General features: G+C 78.7%; 23 protein-coding genes and 2 pseudogenes. 18 read left to right on the forward strand and 7 right to left on the reverse strand.

Annotation, left to right across the window (positions count from 1 at the left end):
* Nucleotides 1-126: 126 nt before the first annotated feature.
* Together ACRYMN_RS02550 and ACRYMN_RS02555 are read right to left on the reverse strand one after the other, a co-directional pair.
* Nucleotides 127-1,014 (reverse strand): hypothetical protein, encoded by an 888-nt coding sequence (locus tag ACRYMN_RS02550; RefSeq protein WP_432491660.1) that lies wholly within the window; start codon nt 1,012-1,014, stop codon nt 127-129.
* A gap of 132 nt (nt 1,015-1,146) precedes the next feature.
* Nucleotides 1,147-2,097 (reverse strand): hypothetical protein, encoded by a 951-nt coding sequence (locus ACRYMN_RS02555; protein ID WP_432491662.1) that lies wholly within the window; start codon nt 2,095-2,097, stop codon nt 1,147-1,149.
* A gap of 218 nt (nt 2,098-2,315) precedes the next feature.
* On the opposite strand from ACRYMN_RS02555, the gene ACRYMN_RS02560 reads away from it, so the two are divergent.
* The 8 genes and pseudogenes from ACRYMN_RS02560 to ACRYMN_RS02595 all read left to right on the forward strand — a co-directional run.
* On the forward strand, nt 2,316-3,245 hold the full coding sequence (locus ACRYMN_RS02560) for a hypothetical protein (RefSeq protein WP_432491664.1): 930 nt from the start codon (nt 2,316-2,318) through the stop codon (nt 3,243-3,245).
* A 67-nt stretch (nt 3,246-3,312) separates the two neighbouring features.
* Entirely contained in the window at nt 3,313-3,927 is a 615-nt protein-coding gene (locus tag ACRYMN_RS02565; RefSeq protein WP_432491666.1) for a hypothetical protein, read from the forward strand.
* A gap of 19 nt (nt 3,928-3,946) precedes the next feature.
* Nucleotides 3,947-4,723, forward strand: coding sequence for a YcnI family copper-binding membrane protein (locus tag ACRYMN_RS02570; RefSeq protein WP_432491668.1), 777 nt, complete (start codon nt 3,947-3,949; stop codon nt 4,721-4,723).
* A gap of 142 nt (nt 4,724-4,865) precedes the next feature.
* Nucleotides 4,866-6,137, forward strand: coding sequence for a protein-glutamate methylesterase/protein-glutamine glutaminase (locus tag ACRYMN_RS02575; RefSeq protein ID WP_432491670.1), 1,272 nt, complete (start codon nt 4,866-4,868; stop codon nt 6,135-6,137).
* A 1-nt stretch (nt 6,138) separates the two neighbouring features.
* Entirely contained in the window at nt 6,139-6,957 is an 819-nt protein-coding gene (locus tag ACRYMN_RS02580; RefSeq protein ID WP_432491672.1) for a CheR family methyltransferase, read from the forward strand.
* 13 nt (nt 6,958-6,970) lie between these two features.
* A complete protein-coding gene (locus ACRYMN_RS02585) occupies nt 6,971-7,351 on the forward strand; it encodes a response regulator (RefSeq protein ID WP_432491674.1) in 381 nt (126 codons plus the stop codon).
* On the forward strand, nt 7,348-7,836 hold the full coding sequence (locus ACRYMN_RS02590) for a chemotaxis protein CheX (protein WP_432491676.1): 489 nt from the start codon (nt 7,348-7,350) through the stop codon (nt 7,834-7,836). Before ACRYMN_RS02585 ends, ACRYMN_RS02590 begins: the two co-directional genes overlap by 4 nt.
* Before the next feature lie 2 nt (nt 7,837-7,838).
* Nucleotides 7,839-8,198 (forward strand): annotated as a pseudogene (locus ACRYMN_RS02595) (response regulator); the annotation flags it as partial.
* Between the two features lie 616 nt (nt 8,199-8,814).
* Here ACRYMN_RS02595 and ACRYMN_RS02600 read toward each other — a convergent pair.
* From ACRYMN_RS02600 to ACRYMN_RS02615, 4 genes and pseudogenes are all read right to left on the reverse strand, one after another.
* Complete coding sequence (locus ACRYMN_RS02600; RefSeq protein WP_432491678.1) at nt 8,815-9,798, reverse strand: diguanylate cyclase domain-containing protein; 984 nt, start codon at nt 9,796-9,798, stop codon at nt 8,815-8,817.
* 56 nt (nt 9,799-9,854) lie between these two features.
* Entirely contained in the window at nt 9,855-10,991 is a 1,137-nt protein-coding gene (locus tag ACRYMN_RS02605) for an EAL domain-containing protein (RefSeq protein WP_432491681.1), read from the reverse strand.
* Nucleotides 10,992-11,142: 151 nt separating this feature from the next.
* Nucleotides 11,143-11,898 (reverse strand): polyprenol monophosphomannose synthase, encoded by a 756-nt coding sequence (locus tag ACRYMN_RS02610; RefSeq protein ID WP_432491683.1) that lies wholly within the window; start codon nt 11,896-11,898, stop codon nt 11,143-11,145.
* A 123-nt stretch (nt 11,899-12,021) separates the two neighbouring features.
* Nucleotides 12,022-12,216: pseudogene (locus ACRYMN_RS02615) on the reverse strand (DUF1737 domain-containing protein); the annotation flags it as partial.
* Nucleotides 12,217-12,332: 116 nt separating this feature from the next.
* On the opposite strand from ACRYMN_RS02615, the gene ACRYMN_RS02620 reads away from it, so the two are divergent.
* The 7 genes from ACRYMN_RS02620 (at nt 12,333) to ACRYMN_RS02650 (ending at nt 16,057) form a co-directional block, all read left to right on the forward strand.
* A complete protein-coding gene (locus ACRYMN_RS02620) occupies nt 12,333-12,650 on the forward strand; it encodes a hypothetical protein (RefSeq protein WP_432491685.1) in 318 nt (105 codons plus the stop codon).
* 112 nt (nt 12,651-12,762) lie between these two features.
* The gene (locus ACRYMN_RS02625) at nt 12,763-13,593 is read left to right on the forward strand and encodes a DUF892 family protein (protein WP_432491687.1); all 831 of its coding nucleotides are present in this window, start codon (nt 12,763-12,765) and stop codon (nt 13,591-13,593) included.
* Nucleotides 13,594-13,801: 208 nt separating this feature from the next.
* Nucleotides 13,802-14,122: a hypothetical protein gene (locus ACRYMN_RS02630; RefSeq protein ID WP_432491689.1), complete on the forward strand. Its 321-nt coding sequence runs from the start codon at nt 13,802-13,804 to the stop codon at nt 14,120-14,122.
* Nucleotides 14,119-14,715, forward strand: coding sequence for a type II secretion system F family protein (locus ACRYMN_RS02635; protein WP_432491691.1), 597 nt, complete (start codon nt 14,119-14,121; stop codon nt 14,713-14,715). The genes ACRYMN_RS02630 and ACRYMN_RS02635 overlap by 4 nt, the downstream gene beginning before the upstream one ends.
* Before the next feature lie 162 nt (nt 14,716-14,877).
* Nucleotides 14,878-15,201 carry a DUF4244 domain-containing protein gene (locus ACRYMN_RS02640; RefSeq protein ID WP_432491693.1) on the forward strand — a complete coding sequence of 108 codons (324 nt, stop codon included), beginning with the start codon at nt 14,878-14,880 and terminating at the stop codon, nt 15,199-15,201.
* Between the two features lie 71 nt (nt 15,202-15,272).
* Nucleotides 15,273-15,602 (forward strand): TadE family type IV pilus minor pilin, encoded by a 330-nt coding sequence (locus ACRYMN_RS02645; RefSeq protein WP_432491695.1) that lies wholly within the window; start codon nt 15,273-15,275, stop codon nt 15,600-15,602.
* Nucleotides 15,599-16,057, forward strand: a complete 459-nt coding sequence (locus ACRYMN_RS02650; RefSeq protein WP_432491697.1) for an Rv3654c family TadE-like protein — start codon at nt 15,599-15,601, stop codon at nt 16,055-16,057. The genes ACRYMN_RS02645 and ACRYMN_RS02650 overlap by 4 nt, the downstream gene beginning before the upstream one ends.
* Nucleotides 16,058-16,095: 38 nt before the next feature.
* Here the strand turns inward: ACRYMN_RS02650 and ACRYMN_RS02655 are convergent, their stop codons facing one another.
* Entirely contained in the window at nt 16,096-18,480 is a 2,385-nt protein-coding gene (locus ACRYMN_RS02655; protein ID WP_432491699.1) for a DEAD/DEAH box helicase, read from the reverse strand.
* Nucleotides 18,481-18,611: 131 nt separating this feature from the next.
* Here ACRYMN_RS02655 and ACRYMN_RS02660 point away from each other — a divergent pair, with 131 nt between their 5' ends.
* The 3 genes from ACRYMN_RS02660 to ACRYMN_RS02670 all read left to right on the forward strand — a co-directional run bounded on the left by ACRYMN_RS02660 (nt 18,612) and on the right by ACRYMN_RS02670 (nt 21,999).
* Nucleotides 18,612-18,980, forward strand: coding sequence for an STAS domain-containing protein (locus tag ACRYMN_RS02660; RefSeq protein ID WP_242128081.1), 369 nt, complete (start codon nt 18,612-18,614; stop codon nt 18,978-18,980).
* Between the two features lie 7 nt (nt 18,981-18,987).
* Complete coding sequence (locus tag ACRYMN_RS02665) at nt 18,988-19,407, forward strand: ATP-binding protein (protein WP_432491701.1); 420 nt, start codon at nt 18,988-18,990, stop codon at nt 19,405-19,407.
* Between the two features lie 132 nt (nt 19,408-19,539).
* Nucleotides 19,540-21,999, forward strand: a complete 2,460-nt coding sequence (locus tag ACRYMN_RS02670) for a sodium-translocating pyrophosphatase (protein ID WP_432491703.1) — start codon at nt 19,540-19,542, stop codon at nt 21,997-21,999.

Consider the following 21,999-nt stretch of genomic DNA (forward strand, 5'->3'; position numbering starts at 1 on the left):
CCGCACTACCCCCCCCCCCCCCCCCCCCCCCCCCCCCCCCCCGCCCCCCCCCCCCCCCCCCCCCCCCCCCCCCCCCCCCCCCCCCCCCCCCCCCCCCCGTCCCCGGGCGCCGCGCGCCCGGCGGGCTCAGGACGGGCGCCGGTACAGCGCCAGCTCCTCGGCGCGCACCCGCGGCGGACCCGCCGCCGCACCGTCGTCCGCGGGCAGGTCGGGGGACGCGCCGGCGTCGCCGGCCCGCTCGGCGGCGCTGCCGGCGGCCCCGCGAGCTGAGGCGGCGGTGTCCGCGGTGTCCGCGGCGGCCCTGGCGCCGGCTGGCCGGCCGTCCCCGTGCCCCTCGCCCTCGGTCTCGTCCCCGGCGTCGTCGGCGTCGTCGGGGTCGGCGGCGTCGTCGTCCAGCGCCCCGGCGGGCGCGCGCAGCAGCGCCCACGCGGCTGTCGCGGCCAGCGCGCCGGCCAGCACGACCACGCCCGCCTGCGGCCCCAGGGCCAGGAACGTCGAGACGGCCAGCCACTGCGTCGGCGGCAGCAGGTCGGTGGCCACGGCGGCGAAGCCGGCCAGCGCCACCAGCGACGCCAGGGCGACCGCCACCGCCACCGCGGTGGCGGCCCACCGCGCCCCCGCCCGCGGCACCAGCGGCGCCGGCCGCCCCGCCACGGCCACCGCCGCCAGCACCACCGCTCCCAGCGCCGACGCCAGCAGGGTCGTGTGCGGGGCCTGCCACTGCCACAGCAGCGCCCACCGCTCGGCCAGCAGCTCCAGACCGCCCGGCTCGCGCGGCAGCCCGTCCCCCGGCCCGCCGCCCAGGCCGAAGACCTCGTCCGACTCGCCGCTGAGGAACCGCCGGGCCACCTCCAGCACCAGCACCAGGGGCGCGGCGGTGGCGACCGTCAGCGCCCACCCCCCGAACGCCGAGGTGCGCCGCGCCCGCCGGGGGGCCGCGCCGTCCGGCGGCCGCGGGAGGGCCTTCGGGAGGACCTTCGGGAGGACCTGCGGCTCGACCCCGGGCGCGCTCACGCCCCGACGCTAGCGCCGACGCACCCGCCGCGGCAGGCCCCGCACCAGGTCGGGGCGGCGGGCTGGGGGTGCCGGGCCGGGGGTGCCGGGCCGGGGGCGCCGGGCCGGGGGCGCCGGGCCGGGGGCGCCGGGTCAGGGGCGCCGGTACAGGGCGCGGTCCTCCGCCCGCAGGCGCGGAGGCCCGTCCGGCACCGCCGGGGGAGCGGGTGCGCGGTGCGCGCCGTTCGCCGTTCCGTCGGTGCCGCCGTCGACCGCTCCGTCCACGGCGCCGTCGACCGTTCCGTTCGCGTGGCCGTTCACCGTGCCGTTCGCGTGGCCGTTCGCCGTGCCGTTCGCGTGGCCGTTCGCCGTGCCGTTCGCGCCGCCGCCCCGGGGCGGGCCGGGCTGCGCCGTCGCCGCGCGCGCGGCGGTGCCCGCACCGGCGGGGGAGGGGGAGGCGGCGGGGGAGGTGGGCGTCGTCCGCTGCCCGGGCCGCACCAGCACCACCGCGCACGTCAGCGCCGCGACAGCCGCCAGCAGCGCGGTGCTCACCGGCACGGCCGCCTCCAGCCAGCTCCAGGTGTCCAGCACGAAGAACGGCAGGTCGCGCTCCTCCTGCGGGCGGGCCACCGTGGCCAGCGAGCCGGCCACCAGGCCCGCGGCGACCAGCGCCACCAGCGCGCCGGTGCCCGCGCCCGCCCACCGCTGGGCGCGCCCGGGCACCAGCCGGGCCGGCCGCCCGGCAAGGGCCAGGCCGGTCAGCAGCAGCAGCCCCAGCACCGACGCCAGCAGCGCCGTGCCCACCGGCACCACCGAGAGCATCGTCGACCAGCGGTCCGTCAGGGCCAGGCCGTCCTCGCCGCCCAGCACCTCCCCGCCGCGCAGGCCGAAGCGCTCGCGGTCGCGCGCGCCGCCCAGGAACCGCCGGCAGCTCTCGGCGGCCGCCAGCACCGGCGCCGCCGCCACCACCACGAGCAGCCACCCGGCCGCCCCGCCCCCCTCGTCGTCGTCACCCGCCGCGTCCCCGGCCGCGTCCTCCTCGGAGTGCCCGTCCGGGTCCGCGCCGACGCCCTGCCGATCCTCGTCCTCGCCCCGCCCCGCCATGACCCCGACGGTACGTCCGCCCCGTCCGGCGGGCCCCCGGTGGAGCAGCGCGAGCACGCCGCGTGCGCCGTCCGGCGGGGCCGACGCACCCGTCCGTGTGACGCTGCGTGGTGAGGGACGACACGCGGTGCCAGGGTGTCGGGACACCGCCCGCGCCAGGGTGGGACCCACCGCCCGCGCGCGCGGGTGGCGCCGCGGCAGCCAGGAGGCCCGACCCCATGCACTACTCCCTCGTGAGCTCCCCGGTGCTCGGCTTCGACCTGGTGCGCCTGGCCGCGGGGGAGTCCGTCGCCGAGGTGCTGCTGCGCGCGCTGGACGCCGGGCCCCGCGAGCTCGACGTGCTCGCCGCCCAGCACGACGCCGGGGAGCGCGCCGCGGCGTGGGGGGCGGTGCGCGAGGCCGCCCGGGCCGTGCCGCGCCTGACGGACGTGCTCGGCCAGGTCGCCGGCGGCCTGGTCGACGGCGTCATGGGCGACGACGTGGCCGGCGCGCGCGTGGAGGCCGGCGTGCTGCGCGTGCTGCAGGGCTCCACGGTCGCCGACGCCGACGCGCTGCTGCGCCTGGTGCACCACGACGTGCTGGACTGGACGTGGAGCGCGCCGCTGGAGGGCGGCCCGCGGCTGCGCACCGAGACCGCCGGGTGCGCCGCCGACGTGCTGGCCGACGCCGCCGTCTCCGCCTACCTGGGCGAGCGCCTGCCCGCCGCGGTGCGCCACGTGCTGGTGCGGCCCTACCTGCACGCCTGCCGCGACCTGGCCCCGCTGCCGTCCGTGCCGCGCGACCTGGGCCCGCAGCAGGCCGGGGTGGCCGCCGTGCTGGAGCGCCTGACCCGCCTGGACGGCACCGACCGCGCCTGCCTGCGGGCGGTCTCCGACGCGCACCGCCCCAGCGGCGGGGAGTGGGCGAGCGCCGTGCACGACGCCTCGTGGGCGGTGCACCTGTCCGGGCGGGTGCGCACCGCGGCCGTCGCGCAGCTGCTGGCCGTGCGCGCCTTCCGCGCCGGGGGCCTGGACGCCGCCGACGGCGCGAGCGGGGTGTGGAACGCCGTCAGCGGCGTCGTGCACGCCGAGGTGGTCGCCGACCTGCTCTCCTCCGACGCGCGCGCGGTGCTGCTGCGCCCCTGGGCCGCCGCCTTCGGCGAGGACTGACACCCCGCCGCCCCCGGCCGGGCCCCACCGGCCCGGGCCCGGGCGCGGCGGTGGGTACGGTGGCGCGGTGCGGTCGCCGGACGGGGGTGCCCTGCGCCTGGTCCGCGCGGCGGTCCTGGCGCTGAGCGTCGTCGCCCTGGCCGCCGGCGCCCACGCGGCCTCCGACGAGCGGCTGCCGCCACCGCTGGTGCTGCTGGCCCTGGTGGTGCTCACCTGCTGCGGCGCCGTCGCGCTGACCGGCCGGCGGCTGTCCGCGCCGGCCCTGCTGGCCGTCCTGGGCGGCGGGCAGGCGCTGCTGCACGAGGCGCTGCTCGCCCTCGCCGTGCAGACCGTCGACGTGCCCGCGCACGGGCACCACCAGGTGTGGGTGCCGCTCGCGCCGGCGGTCGACGGCGCGGTCGGCGGCGCGGCCGGCGGCTCGCCGCCGGTGCTGCTCACGCACGCCGCCGCCACCGTCGCGGCGGCGCTGCTGCTCGCGCGCGGGGAGCGCGCGGTGTGGTCGCTGTGGGCGTGGCTGCAGCCGCTGCGGGTGGTGGTGCTCGCGGTGCTTCGGGTGCCGGTGCTGCTGCCGGTGGCGCCGGTGCCGGTGCTCGTCGGGGTGCGCCCGCGCTCGGTCGTGGGGCGCCGCCCGGCGCGGCGGGGTCCGCCGGCGGGGTCCGCCCCCGCCACGACCACCCGCTGAACCACCCCGGAGGACCCCGATGCGTTCCACCCTGCGTTCCACCCTGCGTTCCACCCTGCCCGCCCGCGCCGCCGCGGCCACCGCCGCCAGTGCCGCCGCGCTCGTGCTCACCGCGGCGCCCGCGTCCGCGCACGTGCGCGCGCTGCCCGACTCCACCGCCGCCGGCTCCTACGGCGTCGTGACGTTCCGCGTGCCCAACGAGTCGAACACCGCGGCCACCACGTCCCTGCGCGTCACCCTGCCCACCGGCACCCCCTTCACCCACGTCGCCGTCGAGCCCGTGCCCGGCTGGACGGCCGCGGTGCAGGAGGGGGCGCTGCCCGCCCCGGTGGACGTCGCCGGCGCCACCGTGACCGAGGCGCCCCTGGTCGTCACGTGGACCGCCGCGCCCGGCGCGGGCGTCGGCGTGGGGCAGTTCCAGGACTTCGCCGTGCAGGTCGGCCCGATGCCGGCCGCGGGCACGCGCGTGCTGCTGCCGGCGGTGCAGACCTACGCCGACGGCGAGGTGTCCGACTGGTCGCAGGTCGCCGGCCCGGACGGCGCCGAGCCCGACAGCCCCGCGCCGGGGTTCACGACCACCGCCGCCACCGGCGAGCACGGCACCGCCGCCGGTGGTGGCACCGCCGGCACCGGCACCACCGCGGGCACCGGCACCACCGCCGCCGCCGGTGGCACCGCGGGTGCGGCCCCGGGCGGTGACGGCACCGCCCGCGCCCTGGGCGGGGCCGGGCTGGTGCTGGGCGCCGGGGCGCTGGTCGTGGCGCTGCGGCGCCGCCGCACCCCCGCGCTCGGCTGAGCGCCGCGCCGGTGGGTCCCCGCGGGGCCCCACCGGCGCGTCCGCGCGCGCCACGCCGACCAGGCTTCAGGGTTCCGCCGCTGCCGCCGATGGAGTGGGGAGCCGCCCACCGGGGGCGTGCCGTGGAAGGGTCGGGTGCTTCGTGCGGGAACGGATCCGCGTCCTCGTCGTCGACGACTCCGTCGTCGTGCGGCGCATCGTCACCGACGTCCTCTCCTCCGACCCGGCCGTCGAGGTCGTCGGCACCGCCGCCAACGGCAAGATCGCCCTGGAGAAGATCCAGCAGCTCGAGCCGGACGCGGTCACCCTGGACGTCGAGATGCCCGTCATGGACGGCCTGGAGACGATCAAGCAGATCCGCCGGATCGACCGCCGCCTGCCGGTGGTGATGTTCTCCACGCTCACCGAGCGCGGCGCCGGCGCCACCCTGGAGGCGCTGGCCTCCGGCGCGTCGGACTACGTGACCAAGCCCGCCAACGTGGGCAGCGTCGCGGAGTCCATGGAGTCGGTGCGCGCCCAGCTCATCCCCAAGATCAAGGCGCTGGTGCCCGGTGCCGGGCGCCCGCCGGCCCCCGTGGCCCCGGCGCGCGCCGGTGCGCCCGCCGAGCCGGCCGCCACCCAGCACGCCCACCCCGCCGCGGCGCCCGCCGCCGCCGGGACCCCCGCCGCCGCGGCGCCGGTGCGCCCGCGCGGCGGTGCCGTGCGCACCCCCCGCGCCCTCGTGGTGGGCTGCTCCACCGGTGGCCCCGAGGCGCTGTCCAGCGTGCTGACCCGCCTGCCCGCCGGGCTGGGCGTGCCGGTGCTCGTCACCCAGCACATGCCGCCGGTGTTCACCCGCCTGTACGCGCAGCGCCTGGACAAGGTCAGCCCCCTGACCGTCGTGGAGGCCGTCGACGGCCAGCCCGTCGAGGCCGGCACCGTGTACGTGGCGCCCGGCGACTTCCACATGGAGGTCGTGCGGCGCGGGACCGCCCTGGTCGTCAAGCTGCAGCAGGGTCCGCCGGAGAACTTCTGCCGCCCCGCGGTGGACGTCATGTTCCGCTCGGCCGTCGCCGCCTTCGGCGGCGACCTGCTCGCCCTGGTGCTCACCGGCATGGGCTCGGACGGCAAGCTCGGCGCCAAGGCGATCGCCGCCGCCGGCGGGCAGGTCGTCGTGCAGGACGAGGCCACCTCCGTGGTGTGGGGCATGCCCGGCGCCGTCGCCCGCGAGGGCGTGGCCGACGAGGTGCTGCCGCTGGGCGCGATCCCCGACGCCCTGCTGCGCCGCCTCGGCGGCGCGCGCCCGGCCGCCGCGCCCGCGCGCACCCCCCTGCCGCCGGCCGAGTCCTTCCCCGGCCGCACCCCCCTCCCGGCGGCGACGCCGGTGACCCGCACCGCCGCTGCTGCGGCCCGACCCACGACTGGCAGGTGGTGACATGGCGCTGACCCCCACGACGTTCGAGTGGGTCTGCACGCTCGTCCGCAGGGAGAGCGCGATCGTGCTCGAGAAGGGCAAGGAGTACCTCGTCGAGTCGCGCCTGGTGCCGCTGGCGCGCGCGGCCGGCGCGCCCGACGTCAACGCCTACGTCGACGGCGTGCGGCTGCGCCCGGACCGCCGGGCGCAGACCGCGATCGTCGAGGCGCTGACGACGAACGAGACGTCGTGGTACCGCGACGGCGCCCCGTTCCAGGCGTTCTCCACGACGGTCGTCCCGGCCCTGAAGCAGGCGCGCGCCTCGACCCGCTCGCTGCGCCTGTGGTCCGCGGCCAGCTCCACCGGCCAGGAGGCGTACAGCCTGGCGATCGCGCTGCAGGACTCCGTGGTCGCCGAGGGCTGGCGCGCGGAGATCCTCGGCACGGACATCTCCACGGAGGTGCTGGAGAAGGCCAAGGCCGGCACGTACTCGCAGCTGGAGGTCAACCGCGGCCTGCCGGCCCCGCTGCTGGTGCGCCACTTCACGCGCGCCGGCATGAACTGGCAGGTCAACCCGAACATCCGCCAGATGGTGCGGTTCCAGCAGCTGAACCTCACCAGCAGCTACGCGGCGCTGGGCCAGTTCGACGTGGTCTTCCTGCGCAACGTGCTCATCTACTTCGACCTCCCCACGAAGCGGGACATCCTCGGGCGGGTGCGCAGGGCGCTCCGTCCCGACGGCTACCTCTTCCTCGGCGGGGCCGAGACGACGCTCGGCGTCGACGACAACTGGGAACGGCAACTCATCGGGCGGGTCTCCGTCCACCGGCCGAAGAACTGAGAGGACAAGGGACATGAAGGCACTGGTCGTCGACGACTCCCGCGCCATGCGGAAGATCATCGCGGGTGCGCTGCGCAAGCTGGGCTACGAGACGGTCGAGGCCGCCGACGGCGCCGAGGCGCTCAAGGCGCTGCAGGGCGGTCCGCTGCCCGAGCTGGCGACGGTCGACTGGAACATGCCGGTGATGGACGGCCTGACGTTCGTCACCCAGGTGCGCGCGATCCGCGAGTACCGCTCGATGAGCATCATGATGGTGACCACCGAGGCCGAGCACGGGCAGATCGTGCGCGCCCTGGCCGCCGGTGCGCACGAGTACCTGATCAAGCCCTTCACGGTGGAGGCGCTGGAGGAGAAGCTGGCCCTGCTGGGGCTGCTGCCGGAGGTGACCGCGTGAGCCAGGACACGGGTTTCGAGGCGCAGGAGGCCGTCGACTACGTCGAGGACGAGGCGCTCGCCCAGATCGTCGACCAGATGTGGCAGTCGTACTTCGGCCACGTCGAGCCGCTGCTGCCGGCCTTCGAGCCGCAGGAGGTCCCCGCGCCGGTGCTGTGCGCCAGCGTGGGCATCTCCGGTGCGCGCCCGGGCCTGGTGACCGTGCTGGTGCAGAAGGCCGCGGCGCAGCCGCTGGCCGCCGCGCTGCTGCAGGAGGACGGCGAGCTGACCGACGAGGACGTCTACGACGCCCTCGGCGAGATGGCCAACATCATCGGCGGCAACATCAAGGCCCTGGTGCCCGACGCCGGCGCGCTCGGCCTGCCCGCCATCGCCGAGGCCCCGCCGCTGCCGCGCACCAACAGCCGCTGCGCGGCGCGCCTGGACGCGAACTGGCAGGGGCACTGGATGACGTTCGTGGTGTGGCTGTCCGGGACGGGGGCCTGACGGTGAAGGCTCTGGTGGTCGACGACTCGCGCGTGATGCGCCAGATCGTCATCCGCACCCTGCGCCAGGCCGGTTTCGACTGGGTCGAGGTCGTCCAGGCCGAGAACGGCCGCGAGGGTTTCGAGGCCGTGCGCGCCGAGAACCCCGACATCGTCCTGTCGGACTGGAACATGCCCGAGGCGTCCGGCTACGAGATGCTGCAGAACCTGCGCGGCTCGGGCCTGGACGTGCCCTTCGGGTTCGTCACCTCCGAGGGCTCCGAGGAGATGCGCGAGAAGGCCGCCGCCGCCGGCGCGCTGTTCCTCATCGCCAAGCCGTTCACCCCCGAGGCGTTCGCCGAGGCCCTCTCCCCGGTCCTCGCCGGCGGCACCGTCAAGGCCGCCGCCGCGCCCGCCGCCCCGGCGGCCGAGCGCCCCGCGGTGACGATGGACAAGAGCCCGCTGCCCTCGAACCTGGCGATCCGCAACCTGCTGGAGGACCTGCTCGGCCGCGAGGTCGAGGTCTCCCCGGGTACCCCGTGCCCGGTGGGCGGCAAGCCCGGCGCGGCCGTCGGCCTGTACGTCGACGACCGCCTGCGCTCGGCGGCCGTGGCGGTGTTCGACTTCGCGCTGGCCGCGCACGCCGGCGCCGCGATCGGCCTGCTGCCCCCCGGGGCCAGCGAGGCCGCGATCGAGGACGGCGAGCTGTCGGAGTCGCTGCGCGTGAACGCCAACGAGGTCCTCAACATCATGGCCTCGCTGTTCAACGTCGAGGGTGCCCCGCACCTGAAGCTGCACGCGGCGTACGCGCCCGGCGAGACCCTGCGCCCGGACGTGACCGCCTGGGCCACCGGCACCGGCAGCCGCCTGGACCTGGACGTGCAGGTCGCCCGCTACGGCAAGGGGCGCCTGAGCATCGTCACGCTCTGAGCCGTCCCGCCCCCGGCCCCCGTCGCGCCCGCGCGACGGGGGCCGTCGGCGTCCCGGGGGACCGGCCCGCTCAGCGCGCCGCGGCGCCCGGGCGCTCGTCCACCACCACGACGCTGCCGCGCCCGGTGCGCTTGGCGCGGTACATCGCCTCGTCCGCGGCCCGCAGCAGGCCGGCGCCGGTGCCGGTGCCGCGCAGCACCACGCCCACGCTGGCGCTGAGCACCGCGTCCACCTCCCCGCCCGCCCCCGGGCGCGCCCCGGCGCGCGCGTCGCGCAGCCGGAAGGGGCGGTGCAGCGCCGCCAGCACCCGCTGCGCCGCCGCCAGCGCCTCGCCGGGCGCGGCGACGTCCTCCAGCAGCACCGCGAACTCGTCGCCGCCCAGGCGCGCGAGGGTGCCCGCCCCGCCCAGGCACACGCGGAACCGCGCCGCCACCTGCACCAGCAGGTCGTCGCCGGCGGCGTGGCCGAGGTCGTCGTTGACGGCCTTGAAGCCGTCGAGGTCGGCGAAGAGCACCGCCGCGGCGCCGCCGGTGCGCCCCGCGCGCGCCACGGCCTGCTCGAGCCGCTCGGCGAACAGCCGCCGGTTGGGCAGCTCGGTCAGCGGGTCGTGCAGCGCCGCGCGGGCCAGGCGCGCCTCCAGCTCCCGGTGCTGCGTGACGTCGCGCACGCACACGATCGTGCCCAGCCGCTCACCGCCCGGCCCGAGCAGCGGCGAGACCGTCACGTGCGCGTCGAAGCGGCCGCCGTGCAGGCGGCGGCTGCTCAGCTCCAGGTGCACCACCGCCTCGCCGCGGGCCTCGGCCTCCGCGCGCTCGCGCACGGCGTGCTCGGGCGCGTCGACGAAGGCGCCCAGGTGGTGCCCGAGCAGGTCCGAGGGGGCGCAGCCGTGCAGCGCCGCCAGGGCCGCGTTGGCGTAGACGACGACGTCGGCGGCGTCGAAGACCGCCACCCCCTCGCCCACCTGGTCGGGCACCTGCGCCAGCAGCTCCGGGCGCAGCGGGGCGCACCCCCTCGCGGGGTGAGGGGCCCCGGTGCTCGCCGCGCTGCTGTGCACGTGGTCATCCTGGGTGCGCGCGCTCGCGCACCTCAAGCGGTTCGGCAGGGTCCGGCTCAGGCCCCGCGCCGCACCACCACCGCGGTGGTGTCCGTGGAGCCCGTGCCGGGGCCCGCGGCGGGAGCGGCCAGGAGCAGCGGCGGCGGGGCCGGGCGACCCAGCAGGTAGCCCTGCGCGCAGTGCACGCCCAGGTCGCCCAGCACCGCCAGCTCCGCGGGCCGCTCCACGCCCTCGGCCACCAGCGTGGCGCCCACCTCGGAGACGAAGCCGACGAGGGCGCGCGCCACCGCCCGCCGGGCGGGGTCGGCGTCGATGCCGCGCACGAACGCGATGTCCAGCTTCACCACGTCCGGCGACAGGTGCAGCACGTGCTGCAGGCTGGCGAACCCGGAGCCGGCGTCGTCCACCGCCACGCGCACCCCCGCGGTGCGCAGCGCCCCCGTGCGCCCGGCCAGCGCCGGGTAGTCCAGCACCCTCTCGTGCTCGGTGACCTCCACGACCACCCGCCCGCGCGGGGCGCCCAGCAGCACGTCCAGCGTCTCCTCGTCCAGCAGCGCCTCGGCGGAGGCGTTCACGCTCAGGTACGCCCCCGGCGGCACCGCCGGCAGCAGCTGCAGCGCGGAGCGCACCGCGGCGCGCTCCAGGCGCACCCCGGCGCCCGCCGAGCGGGCGTCGGCGAAGACCTGCTCCGGCGCCCGCGCGAAGCCGTCCTCGCCGCTGAAGCGGCTGAGGGCCTCGGCGCCCACGACCAGCCCGGTGCGCAGGTCCACCACCGGCTGCAGGACCGTGCTGCGCCCGCGCCCGGCGACCATCGCCTCCAGCGACGCCAGCCGCCCGCGGCGCTCGGCGCGCCGGCGCTCGCGGTGGTGCAGCACGCCGGCGACCAGGGCCGCCACCACCCGCAGCGCCTCCACCTGGCGCGGCTGCAGCGCCTCGCGCCCGTCGGCGGGCACCCCCAGCAGCCGCCCGCCGGGCCCGCCGCCGGGCAGCGGCACGTCCACCCCCAGCGTCCCGCGCACCAGGTCCGCGCCGTCCAGCAGCCGGCCGGTCGCGCACGCGTCCAGCGCGCTGGAGGCCTGCTCCACGACGGTGCGCTCGCCCTCGCGCTGCAGGGCCAGCGCCGCCACCGGGGTGCCGAAGATGTCGCGGGCCAGGTCGAGCAGCTGGGCGACGGCGTCCTCGTCCTCGGACACGACGTGCCTCTCCCCTCCTGCCGCCACGGCGCGCGGTCCGCTCCCGCGCGCGGCCCGCTGGGCGCGCGTCGGTGCGCGCGCCCGCGTCCCCCGGCCGCCGGATCCGACCTTGGCAGACGCCGCCGGTCGGGGCAACGCCGACGCGCGCCGCTCAGCGGCGCGCGTCGCGCCCGGTGGGGCCGTGCCGGCGCATCCGCCACACCGCCCCCATCGCCTCCGTGATGATCGCCCCGGACATCTTCGAGGTGCCCGCGGTGCGCTCGGTGAAGAGGATCGGCACCTCGCGCACCCGCGCGCCGCGCTGCAGCGCCGCCAGCGTGGTCTGGATCTGGAACGCGTAGCCGGCGGCCGTGAGCGCGTCGAGGTCCAGCGAGCGCAGCAGCGGCGCGCGCCACGCCTTGTACCCGCCGGTCAGGTCCGCCACCGGCGCGCGCAGCAGCACCCGCGCGTAGGTGTTCGCCCCGCGCGAGAGGGCCTTGCGGTACCAGGGCCAGGCGTCGTCGAGGGCGCCGCCGGGCACGTAGCGCGCCCCGAGCACCAGGTCCGCGCCGGCGGCCAGCTCGTCGAGCATGCGCGGCAGCACCTCCACCGGGTGCGAGCCGTCGGCGTCCATCTGCACCACCGCGTCGTGCTCGCCGGTGCGCAGCACCTCCGCGAAGCCCGCCCGGTACGCCGCGCCCAGGCCGTCCTTGACGGTGCGCGTCAGCAGCCGCACCCGCCCGGCGGGCAGGCCGGCCGCCACCCGGCGCACGATCTCACCGGTGCCGTCGGGGGAGGAGTCGTCCACGACGAGCACGTCGGGGGCGACGGGGCTGTCCAGCAGCCGCTGCAGCATCGCGGCGATGTTGCCGGCCTCGTCGTACGTGGGCAGGACGACGACGGCGCGCAGGGCGTGGGACAACGGCACTCGCTCGGGGTTCGGTCGGGCGGCGGACGCCCGACGCTACCCCAGCGCCCGCACCCGGCAGCGGGCCCCGCCGCCGGGCCCGCTCGCCGGGGCGGCTCAGGCCTGCAGCGGCTGGAAGCGCGGCGCGGGGGCGGCGGGCAGCACCACGGCCTGGGCGGTCACGACGCGCTCGCCGTCGAAGGTCAGGGCGGGCGAGCCGTGCAGCTCGTACCCCTCCGCCAGCGCGGCGCTGACCTTCTCGCAGAAGGCGCGGTCGTCGGTGCCCGTCAGCAGCCGGTAGCGCAGCCGGCCGTCGACCTCGCCGGGGGTGGTGGTCATCGCGGGTGCCTCTCCGTCCGGGGTGCGCCGGCCCCGCCGTCGGCCGGGACCCGGCGCGAACGCTACCGCCGCGCCAGGTCGCGCGCCGGGCCCGGCCCGGTGCCAGGATCGGCGGTGTGAGCGCTGACCCGGACGACGTGCTGGACCTCGACCGCGTGGCGCACGCGGCCCTCGCGATGGAGCCCGGGCAGCTGCGCCGGCTCGTCGCGCGCGAGGGGGGCGGGCCCTGGCTGGCCGGTCCCGACCACGGCGACGGGCGCGCCCTGGACGTGCGCCCGGCCGTCGGCGGGCGCGGGCTGACCGTGGCGCGCGCTGACGCCGTCGAGCTGGTGCGCCGCGTCCTGGACCACCGCCTCCTCGAGGGCTCCCTCGACGAGCAGCAGCACGACCAGATGCTCACCGAGGCCGTCGTGGGCCTGACCGGCACGCGCTGAGGCCCCGCCCGTCGCGCTCCCGCGGCGCCCGCCCGCGCGGGTGCGGCGCCCCGCGCCCCGTGCCACGTTGGGGGCCGACGCCAGCACGGACCACGACGCGAAGGAGCACACCGTGTTCGGAAAGCTCGACACCCCCGAGAAGGTCTTCAGCCACGAGCTGGGGGCGGCGCTGACGATGGAGCGCGACACCCTGGCGATGCTGGAGGACCTGCAGCAGGCCGCCCAGCGCGAGGAGGTCAAGGAGCTGCTGCGCGAGCACGCCGCCGAGACCCGCGTGCAGATCGAGGTCGTCGAGCAGTGCTTCGGCCTGCTCGGCGAGGAGGTCGACGACTCCCCGTGCCCGGTCACCAAGGCCCTGGCCGCCGAGGCGCGCGCGAAGCTGAAGGCGGTCGACGACTCCCTGGCCGACGCGGTCGTGCTCGCCGGCGCCCTGCAGACCGAGCACCACGAGCAGGCCGTGTACGAGAACCTCGTCGTGCACGCGCGCGCCCGCGGCGCCGAGCGCGTGGCGACCCTGCTGGAGTCCAGCCTGGCCGTGGAGCAGCAGGCCGGCTCGCGGGTGCTGGAGCTGATCCGGCGCATCGCCACCACCGGGGTGGCCACCGAGCACCACGGCCGCAGCGCCGGCGCCACGGCGGGCATCGTCGCCGGCGTCGCCGCCACGATCGGCGCGGCCGCCGTGGCCGCCACGCGCGCCTCCCACCACGAGGGCGGCGAGCACGCGGCCACGACCACGACCACGACCACCGCGCCGGTGACCACGACCACCGCGCCGGTCACGACGACCACCACCGGCGGCACCACCGGCGCCACCACCACCGGCGCGACGACGACGGCCGGCACCGGCGCCACCGCGGGCACGGGCGAGGAGCTCAACGACCACGCCCTGCTCGAGCGCATCGAGGTCAGCGAGCACCCCGAGCACGACACCACCGGCCGCTGAGCCACCGGCCCCCGCACCACCGGGGCGGGGGGGGGGGGGGGGGGGGGGGGGGGGGGGGGGGGGGGGGGGGGGGGGGGGGGGGGGGGGGGGGGGGGGGGGGGGGGGGGGGGGGGGGGGGGGGGGGGGCGGGCCAGGGGGCGGGCCGGGGGGCGGGCCGACCGGCGGGCCCGCGGCCGCCGGGGAGGGCGCGCCCGCGGCGGTGCGGGCGGTGTGGCACCTCGTCGAGCGCACGGGAGCCCCGGCGGCGGAGTCGCTGGAGCGCTGCGCCGCGGGGTTGCGCGCGGAGGCCGCCGCGCGCGCCGCGGTGCGCACCGCGACCGCGGGCGCGCGGGTCAGCGCCCGCACCGTCTCCCTGCTGCCCCTGGCCGGCCTGGCCCTGGGCGCCGCGCTGGGAGCGCCGCCGTGGGAGGCGCTGCTCACGTCCCCGGCCGGGCGCGCCTGCGCGCTCGCGGGGGTGCTCCTGCTGCTGACCGGCCGCTGGTGGACCGCGCGCCTGGTGCGCGCGGCGACGGCGGCGGGGCAGCGGTGAGCGCCCTGCCCGCCATCGCCGCGGCGCTGCTGCTGGCGGCCGCCGTGCTGGTGGCCGGGCTCGGGGACCCGCCGGCGGTGCCGCGGCGCGGCCCGCGCGCCCCTGCCCGCCGGCCCCCGCGCCGCCGCCGCGGCACGCCGGACGCGGCCACGGGGCCCGACCCGGCCCTGCTGCTGGAGCTGACCGCGGTGGCCATCGGTGCCGGGCTGCCGCCGGGGCGCGCCCTGGAGCAGGCGGTGCGGGCCGGGCAGGAGGCCGCCGGCTGGGACCTGCCCGCCGACCTGGCGCGCGCGTGCGCGCAGCTGGGTGCCGGTGCCGGCCCCGAGCGCGCCTGGGAGGGCGTGGAGGAGCGGTGGTGGCCGCTGGCCGAGCCGCTGCTGCTGTCGGCGCGCACCGGCGCCTCGGCCGCCGCCCTGCTCGTCTCGGCCGCCGCCGGCTGCCGGGCCGAGCGGGCCCGGGCCGCCGCCGAGGCCGCCGCCCGGCTGGGCTCGCTGCTGGTGCTGCCGCTGGGGCTGTGCACCCTGCCGTCCTTCCTACTGCTGGGCGTGGTGCCGGTCGTGCTCTCCCTGGCCGGTGACGTCCTGACCGGCTGACCGGCTCCACGCGCCCGGCGCTCCCCAGCCCGCTGGGACCGGGCGTTGTCCACACCCGTTGCACCGCAGCGGTTCTGCAGGTGGCCGCGGGGTCCACCGTGGTGACGTGCCGGCGCGCCGCCGGCCGCGAGGGCCGGCCGCGCCGGCGAGGGAGGAGCGAGGGTGGACGAGCGGGTGCACGAGCTGGTGGCCGAGCCGGTCGAGGGCGGAGCCGACGACGGGCTCGAGGAGGTCCTGGACGGGGTGTTCGAGGAGGTGCCCGAGGAGGACGCCGACGAGGTGCCCCAGGAGGACGTCGATGAGGCGTTCGGCGAGGCGTTCGGCGAGGGGCCCGGCGCGCGCGACGCGGGGATGGCCACCGCCGAGTACGCGATGGCCACGCTGGCCGCGTGCGGCTTCGCGGGCCTGCTCATCGCGGTGCTGCGCAGCGCCGAGGTGCGCGGGCTGCTGCTGGGCGTGGTGCGCCAGGCCCTCTCCCTCGGGTGAACCCGCCGGGCCGGGCGCGCCGAGCGCGTCCGACGGGCCGGGCGGGCCGGGCGCGCGGGGACGGCGGCTCGGTGGTCGCCGAGCTGGCCCTGGCCCTGCCGGGGGTCGTGCTGGTGCTGGCCCTCGTGCTGGGCGCCGGGCGCCTCGTGCTGGCGCAGGTGGGCTGCGCCGACGCGGCGCGCGCCGGTGCCCGCGCGGCCGCCCGGGGCGACGAGGCCGCCGCGGTGCGCGCCACCGCGGCGGCGCTGGCCCCCGCCGGCGCCGCGGTCGCCGTCCGCCCGGGCGGTGCCGGCGTCACCGTGGAGGTCAGCTCCACCCAGCGGCTCGCCGGGCCGCTGGGCGGGCGGGTGGTGGTGCGCTCCTCGGCGACCGCCGCCGTCGAGACCGGGGTGCTGCCGTGACCCGCCGCGCGGGCGGCGACGACGGCAGCGGCGCGGTGCTGCTGCTGGGCGTCGTGGCCGTCGCCCTGGCGCTGCTGCTGGCCGTCGCGGGCCTGGGCGCGGCGGTGCTGGCCCGCCACCGCGCCCAGGCGGCGGCCGACCTGGCCGCGCTGGCCGGTGCCGACGTGGTCGTGGGGCGGGTGCCCGCCCCGGCGGGGGGTGCGTGCGCGCGGGCGCAGGGGGTGCTGCGCGCGCACGGCGCCACCGGCAGCTGCGCGCTCGCCGCGGACGGCACCGTGCGCGTCAGCGCCGAGGTGGTCGTCGGCGGCCCGCTGGCGGCCCTGCTGGCCGGCACCCCGGCGCGCGCCCCGGCGCGTGCCGGGCCGGCGGGGGCTGAGGCGACGGGGGCTGAGGCGACGGGGGCTGAGGCGACGGGGGCCGCAGCGGCGGGGACCCCCGACGGGCCGGAGCGGTGAGCGCCGCGGGCACCGGTGCGGCCACCGGCGCCGGCGCGTCAGGCCGGCGCGCCGGCGTCGAGGGCGGCCACCACGACGTCGAGCACGGCGATCGCCCCGGCCTTGTCCAGCGGCTCGTTGCCGTTGCCGCACTTGGGCGACTGCACGCACGCCGGGCAGCCGGTGGCGCAGCGGCAGGCGCGCACGGCGTCGCGGGTGGCGCCCAGCCACTCGCGCAGCCGGTCGTGGCCGCGGTCGCTGAACCCGGCGCCACCGGGCACCGCGTCGTGCACCACCACGGTGGGCAGGCCGGTGTCCGGGTGCAGCGCGGTGGACAGCCCCCCCAGGTCCCAGCGGTCGCAGGTGGCCAGCAGGGGCAGCAGGCCGATGGCGGCGTGCTCGGCGGCGTGCAGGGCGCCGGGCAGGCGCTGCAGCGCGCCGCCGACGGCGTCCTCGGCCACCTGCGCGTCCAGCGACCACCACACCGCGCGGGTGCGCAGCGTGCGCTCGGGCAGGTCCAGCGGCTCCTCGCCGAGCACCTGCCCGGTGCCGGCGCGCCGGCGCAGGAAGCCGGTGACGCGGCTGGTGACCTCCACGACGCCGCGCGAGACCGTCAGCGGCCCGTGCTGCGCGCTGGCCTCCACGGCCAGCACCCGCACGTCGCCGCGGCTGCGCGCGTGGGTGGTGTGCTCGGGGGTCTCGGCGTGCACGAGCGCGACGCCGCCCTCGAGGTCCAGCTCGTCGACGACGTAGGTGCGCCCCTGGTGCACGTGCACGGCGCCGCGGTGCACGGAGGAGTCCGCCGCGGCGGACTCCACGGTGCCCAGCACCCGGCCGGTGCCGGCCTCGACGATCCGCACGGTGCCGCCCGCCCCGCGCAGGTCGGTCAGGTCCGCGGCCCGGTCCGGGCGCGTCCAGTACCAGCCCTGCGCGCGCCGGCGCAGCGCCCCGCGCCGCACGAGCAGCTCCACCACGCCCGCCGCGGCCGGGCCGAACAGCCGCAGGTCCTCCTCGGTCAGCGGCAGCTCCTGCGCGGCGGCGGCCAGGTGGGGCGCGAGCACGTAGGCGTTGGAGGGGTCCAGCACGGTGGCCTCGACGTCCACGCCGAACAGCGCCTCCGGGTGGTTGACCAGGTAGGTGTCCAGCGGGTCGTCGCGCGAGACGAAGACGCCCAGCGCCGGGCGTCCGCGCCGCCCGGCGCGGCCGAGCTGCTGGCGGAAGGAGGCACGCGTGCCCGGCCAGCCGGCGACCAGCACGGCGTCCAGGCCGGCGACGTCCACGCCCAGCTCCAGGGCGCGGGTGCTGGCCATGCCCAGCACCCGGCCCGAGCGCAGGCCCTCCTCCAGCTCGCGGCGCTCCTCGGGCAGGTAGCCGCCGCGGTACGCCAGCACCGAGCCGGCCAGCTGCGGGGCGCTCTCCAGCAGCCGCCGGCGCGCGCCGGCGGCCACCGACTCGGCCCCGGCGCGGCTGCGCACGAACGCCAGGGTGCGCACGCCGCGCGCCACCAGGCCCGCCAGCAGGTCGGCGGTCTCGGCGGTGGCGGTGCGCTGCTCGGCGCGCTCGCCCTCGGCGCCGGTGCCCTCGCCGACCTCCTGCGCCGCGCCGGCCGCGCCCACCGGCGGCGGCTCCCACAGCGCCACCGACACCCGCGGGCGCGCCGAGGCGTCCTCGGTGACGGCGTGCACCTCCACGCCCGTCAGGGCGCGCGCGGTGGCGGCCGGCTCGGCCACCGTGGCCGAGGCGAGCACGAACACCGGCTCGGCGCCGTAGCGGGCGGCCAGCCGGCGCAGCCGGCGCAGCACCGCCGCGGCGTGCGAGCCGAACACCCCCCGGTAGGTGTGGCACTCGTCGACCACGACGAAGCGCAGCCGGCGCAGGAACGGCGCCCAGTGCTCGTGGCCGGGCAGCACCGAGCGGTGCAGCATGTCGACGTTGGTGAGCACCAGCGAGGCGTGCCGGCGCACCCAGCGGCGCACCTCCGGCGGGGTGTCGCCGTCGTAGGTGGACGTCAGCGGCCGGTCCAGGCCCAGCGCGCGCAGCCGGGCGTCCTGGTCGGCGGCCAGCGCCTTCGTCGGCGCCAGGTACAGCGCGGTCGCCCCCCGCTCTCCCAGCCCGTCGGAGGGGGCGCGCAGCGCGGTGAGCACCGGCAGCTGGAACGCCAGCGACTTGCCCGAGGCGGTGCCGGCGGCGAGGACCGTGGAGCGCCCCGCGCGCACGGCCTCGGCGGCCAGCGCCTGGTGCCGCCACGGCAGCCCGCCGGTGCCGCGCTCCAGGGCCGCGACGACCTCCGGGTCCGCCCACGCCGGCCAGGGCACCCGCTCGCCGGCGCGCTCGGGCAGCTTCTCCACGTGCCGCAGCCGGCCGCGGCGCTCGCCCTCCCGCAGCAGCCACCGCCACGCCGGCGCCTGCGGGGGCGCCGCCCCCTCCACCGTCGCCCGGGCCACGGCTCCAGTGTCCCCCCGGGCACCGGCCGGCCCCGCGGTGCTGGGCGCGCCCCCCGTGGAGCGCGATGGTTCAATGCATCAGGGCGTGTCGGCCGGCACGCGCTACGCCAGCAGCAGCGAGGAGGGGTCCTGTGGACCTGTCGGTGACCAGCCGTGAGGAGAGCGGCCGGACCGTCGTCGAGGTGTCCGGTGAGATCGACGTCTACACCGCACCCACCCTGCGCGAGCGGCTGAACGAGCTCGTCGGCGCCGGTCACCACCACCTCGTGGTGGACATGGAGGGCGTGGAGTTCCTCGACTCGACCGGCCTGGGCGTCCTGGTCGGCGGCCTGAAGCGCGTGCGCTCGCACGACGGCTCCCTGCACCTGGTGTGCCAGCGCGAGAAGATCCTGAAGGTCTTCCGCATCACCGGGCTGACGAAGGTCTTCCCCATCCACGACACCGTCGCCGAGGCCATCGCCGCGTCGGCGGCGGCCGACGAGGCCAACGCGACGTCCTGAGCCCGCCGTGCCCACGGTCGGCCTCCGCTTCACCCCGCTCGCCGAGCACGTGCGCACCGCCCGCCTGGTGGCGGTGTCGGTCGCGCGCCGGGCGGGGTTCGGCGAGGACCAGCTCGACGAGATCCGCATCGCCATCGGCGAGGCGTGCGCCCGCGCGGTCAGCGCCGCCGAGGCCGCCGCGGGGCGCGCCGGGCTGGTCGACATGCGCCTGCGCGACGACGAGGACCGCCTCGACGTGACGGTCCTGGGGTGCGGCGAGGACGGCGCCCCTCTGCTGCCGGAGGAGGCCACCGGCTCCCAGGACGCGCTCTCGCTGGCGCTCATGACCGGCGCGGCCGGCACCAGCACCCCCTCCGCCGCCCCCGGCGGGGTGCACCTGAGCTGGGTGCGCGAGCGCACCGGCGCGGTGGTGCAGCCGCTGGGCTGAGGCCGCCGGCCCCCGGCCCGCGGTGCCCAGCACGTCGCAGCACCCCCCGGCGCGCCCCGGCGCGATCAACGTGGCACCCCGGGTGCCCGGGTCCTACGCTGCGTGCACACCGCCACACGTCGAGGAGGACGGATGGGCACGTCCGAGGGACTCTCCAGCACGGGGCAGGGCGTCGTCGGCGCCGTCGCCGTCGTCTCGCTGGCCGCGCTGGTCGCCGCCTGGGTGTTCCGGCGGCAGGTCCTCGCCGCCGGTGAGGGCACCGAGCGCATGCGCGAGATCGCCGGTGCGGTGCAGGCCGGCGCCGCCGCCTACCTGCGCCGGCAGTTCCGCACCCTGGCGTGGTTCGCCGTCGCGGTGGTGCTGCTGCTGCTGGCCCTGCCCGCCGACGGCTGGGACCTGCGCGCCGCCCGCAGCGTCGCGTTCCTCGTCGGGGCGCTGTTCTCCGCCGCGATCGGCTACCTCGGCATGTCGCTGGCGGTGCGCGCCAACGTGCGCGTGGCCGCCGCCGCGCGCGAGGGCGCCGGCGGGCGCGAGCACGGCATGCGCCTGGCCTTCCGCACCGGCGGGGTGGTCGGGATGAGCACCGTGGGCCTGGGCCTGCTGGGCGCCTCGGTGACCGTGCTCGTCTACGGCGACGACGCGCCGACGGTGCTGGAGGGCTTCGGCTTCGGCGCGGCGCTGCTGGCGATGTTCATGCGCGTGGGCGGCGGCATCTTCACCAAGGCCGCCGACGTCGGCGCCGACCTCGTCGGCAAGATCGAGCAGGGCATCCCCGAGGACGACCCGCGCAACCCGGCCACGATCGCCGACAACGTCGGCGACAACGTCGGCGACTGCGCGGGCATGGCCGCGGACCTGTTCGAGTCGTACGCGGTGACGATCGTCGCGGCGGTCATCCTGGGCCGCACCGCCATCGGCGAGGCCGGCCTGGTGCTGCCGCTGCTGGTGCCGGCGATCGGGGCGCTCACCGCGGCGCTGGGCGTGGTGCTGGTGCGCGCGCGGGCGGGCACCTCGGGCCTGACGAGCATCCAGAACGGCTTCTACCTCTCGGCCGCCGTCGCCCTGGTGGGCACGGCGATCGCCTCCTTCGCGTACCTGCCGTCCTCCTTCAGCGGCTTCGAGGGCGCCGACGAGTCCGTGGGGGTGCTCGAGGGCGACCCGCGCCTGGTGGCACTGAGCGCGGTGTTCCTGGGCATCCTGCTGGCGGTGCTCATCCTGTGGATCACGGGGTACTTCACGGGCACGGAGTCGCGCCCGACGCGCGACGTGGCCGGGGCCGCGCTGACCGGCCCGGCCACCGTGGTGCTCAGCGGCGTGGGGCTGGGCCTGCAGTCGGCCGTCTACACCACGCTCGTCATCGCCGGGGCGGTCTACTTCGCGTTCCTGCTGGCCGGCGGGATCCTGGCGCTGGCGATGTTCCTCATCGCCCTGGCCGGTTGCGGGCTGCTCACCACGGTCGGGGTGATCGTGGCGATGGACACCTTCGGGCCCGTCAGCGACAACGCGCAGGGCATCGCGGAGATGAGCGGCGACGTCGACGAGGAGGGCGCCGCCGTCCTGACCGAGCTGGACGCGGTGGGCAACACCACCAAGGCCGTCACCAAGGGCATCGCCATCGCCACCGCGGTGCTGGCCGCCACGGCCCTGTTCGGCTCCTACCAGGACGCGGTGACCGCCCGCATCAACGAGGTGGTCACCGGCCTGGAGGCCCCCTCGCAGTACCTGCAGCGCACCATCGGCGACTTCTCCGTCTCCACCCCCACCACGCTGGTGGGCGTGCTGCTGGGCGCGGCGGTCGTCTTCCTCTTCTCCGGCCTGGCCGTGGACGCGGTGGGCCGCTCGGCCGGCGCGGTGGTGCTGGAGGTGCGCCGGCAGTTCGCCGAGCACCCGGGGATCATGGAGGGCACCGAGCAGCCCGACCACGGCCGCGTGGTGGACCTGTGCACCCGCGACGCGCTGCGCGAGCTGGCCACGCCGGGTCTGCTGGCCGCCTTCGCGCCCATCGCGGTGGGCTTCGGGCTGGGCGTGGCGCCGCTGGCCGGCTTCCTCGGCGGCGCGATCGCCGCGGGCGTGCTCATGGCGGTGTTCCTGTCCAACTCCGGCGGCTCGTGGGACAACGCCAAGAAGCTCGTCGAGGACGGCCGGCACGGCGGCAAGGGCTCCGAGGCCCACGCCGCCACCGTCATCGGCGACACCGTCGGCGACCCGTTCAAGGACACCGCCGGCCCCTCGATCAACCCGCTGATCAAGGTGATGAACCTCGTGGCGCTGCTGGTGGCGCCGGCCGTGGTCACCCTCAGCCTGGGCGAGGGCCGCAACGACCTGCTGCGCTACGGCATCGCGGCGCTGGCCGCCGTCGTCATCGTGGTCGCCGTGGTCGCCAGCCGGAACCGGCGCGTGGACGCCACCGCCCCCACCGCGCCCGGCGACCCCGGCGACCCCGGCGACCCCGGCGACCCCGGCGCGCCGGCCGTGGACGGCCCGGCCGACCCCGCCCACCCGGCCGGCCCCGCGCGCCCCGCCCGCACGGCCGGCCCCGCCGGCGCGGTGGACGCGCGCGAGGGGCGGGGCCTGGGTCTGGGGAAGCCGTGA

It is taken from the genome of Kineococcus gypseus (genome assembly GCF_050871305.1).
Lineage (GTDB): Bacteria > Actinomycetota > Actinomycetes > Actinomycetales > Kineococcaceae > Kineococcus > Kineococcus gypseus.

Excerpts from the sequence above, each read along its gene's own strand:
- ACRYMN_RS02570 (WP_432491668.1), top strand. The coding sequence starts at position 3,947 with ATGCGTTCCACCCTGCGTTCCACCCTGCGTTCCACCCTGCCCGCCCGC.
- ACRYMN_RS02560 (WP_432491664.1), top strand. The coding sequence starts at position 2,316 with ATGCACTACTCCCTCGTGAGCTCCCCGGTGCTCGGCTTCGACCTGGTG.
- ACRYMN_RS02555 (WP_432491662.1), bottom strand. The coding sequence starts at position 2,097 with ATGGCGGGGCGGGGCGAGGACGAGGATCGGCAGGGCGTCGGCGCGGAC.
- ACRYMN_RS02585 (WP_432491674.1), top strand. The coding sequence starts at position 6,971 with ATGAAGGCACTGGTCGTCGACGACTCCCGCGCCATGCGGAAGATCATC.
- ACRYMN_RS02580 (WP_432491672.1), top strand. The coding sequence starts at position 6,139 with ATGGCGCTGACCCCCACGACGTTCGAGTGGGTCTGCACGCTCGTCCGC.
- ACRYMN_RS02670 (WP_432491703.1), top strand. The coding sequence starts at position 19,540 with ATGGGCACGTCCGAGGGACTCTCCAGCACGGGGCAGGGCGTCGTCGGC.